Source organism: Streptomyces sp. NPDC021749 (assembly GCF_040640655.1).
GTDB lineage: Bacteria > Actinomycetota > Actinomycetes > Streptomycetales > Streptomycetaceae > Streptomyces.
This window is the reverse complement of record NZ_JBFACE010000102.1, coordinates 1-1488: the sequence shown is the minus strand read 5'-3', so window position 1 is coordinate 1488 and position 1488 is coordinate 1. Positions and strand designations below refer to the sequence as shown.

General features: G+C 68.1%; 1 protein-coding gene. It reads right to left on the bottom strand.

Features of this window, described 5'->3' with window-relative positions; translation table 11 throughout:
- Positions 1 to 22: 22 nt before the first annotated feature.
- Positions 23 to 1243 (bottom strand): IS110 family transposase, encoded by a 1221-nt coding sequence (locus AB0G35_RS37215; protein WP_360959218.1) that lies wholly within the window; start codon positions 1241 to 1243, stop codon positions 23 to 25.
- Positions 1244 to 1488: the final 245 nt, after the last annotated feature.

Sequence of the window (1488 nt, the reverse complement as noted above, 5' to 3'; positions counted from 1 at the left end):
CATGAGTTTCCTGAGTCAACCCCTATGCCGCCAAGGGCGTGTCGGCGGCCATGTTGATCTTGTCGTTGGCTTGGTGGATGGCGGGGTCGTAGCAGGTGCCGTCACGCCAGCAGGCCCACATCACTCGGAGCCAGGCGCGGGCGAGGATGCGGATGGCGTGGGGGTGTCGCTTCTTGCGGGCTCGGGCGTCGTTGTAGATTTTTGCGGCCCAGTCGCTGCTGTGCCGGCTGTTGTCGGCGAAGGTGGTCAGGGCGATGCGGGCTCTACGGTTGGTCGCGAAGCGGAAGGCGACCGTGCGGGACTTGCCGGACGCGCGGGTGACCGGGACGACCCCGGCTTCGGCGATGAGCTGTTCGCAGGTCTGAGCGCGTTCCAGGAGTGGGCCGATCTCGCCGATGATCTGGCCGAGGCTGACCTTGCCGATGCGTGGCATGGTGGCGAACAGCGGTGCGTAGGGGTGGGTTTCGACCGCTTCCGAGATGGCTTTGTCCAGCGTGCGGATGGTCGTGCGTATGCCCTGGACCAGCTGGACCTGGACCCGGACGAGCTGTTCGACGACCGTTTCGCTGAGGCGGGAGGCGGCCTCCGGGGCGGCGCGCAGGCGCTCGATCAGGATGCTGCCGGGCTTCTTGCCGGAGTAGCGGCGACGTTTGCACCAGGCTTCGAGGCGTCCGGCCGTGAGCCTGGCAGCGGAGGCCGGGGTGGGGTACTTCTCCAGGAACGCCATGGCGATGTCGCTGTCGAGGTTGGCGAAGACGGCCTTGCCGCCGGGCCAGTGCGCATCCAGCAGTGCGGCGAGCTGGTTGACGGCGGCGACGCGGGCCTCGACGTGGTCGGCTCGGGTCCGGGTGAGGGCCTGGAGATCGAGGGTGGCCTGCTCGGTGGGCTCCAGGCGGGGCAGCAGGTGCCCGTCGGTGCGCAGGTAGTCAGCGAGCTTCATGCTGTCGCCTGCGTCGGTCTTGGCTTTGGAGGCGCCCCAGCGCGGGCGCATGGCGTGAAAAGCGTTGGGGTGGACGGGCACCACGGGGTGGCCGGCGGCGAGCAGCCGGTCCACGGTCAGGCCGCGGCTGGTCTCGATCATCACGGGCAGGTCCGCCGGGGCGCCGTGCTTCCCCAGGCGGTTCAGGGTCTTGGCGAACCCTTCCTCGGTGTGGGCCAGTTCCCACCGGTCGATGCGCTTTCCGGTGTCGTCCATGACGGTCACGTCATGGGTCTCGGTCGCCCAGTCCCATCCGATGAACACGAAGGTTGTACTCCTGTGCCTGTGACGGAGCACCTGCCCGGTGGTGAGGTCGTCTGCCGGGAGCTCATTAATCGGCCCTCTGCGGGGCGTGTCCCTGAAGCCGATCAGACGGCCTCGGCCCGGCGGGGCTGGCGGAACTCATGCTGGCCGTCGAACGGCTCGCACTACTGGCCATGCACCCACCGGGACCGAGAGGTCACAACCCTACCGAAGAGGGCTGCAGAAGGGATGGTCCTCTAATGAGC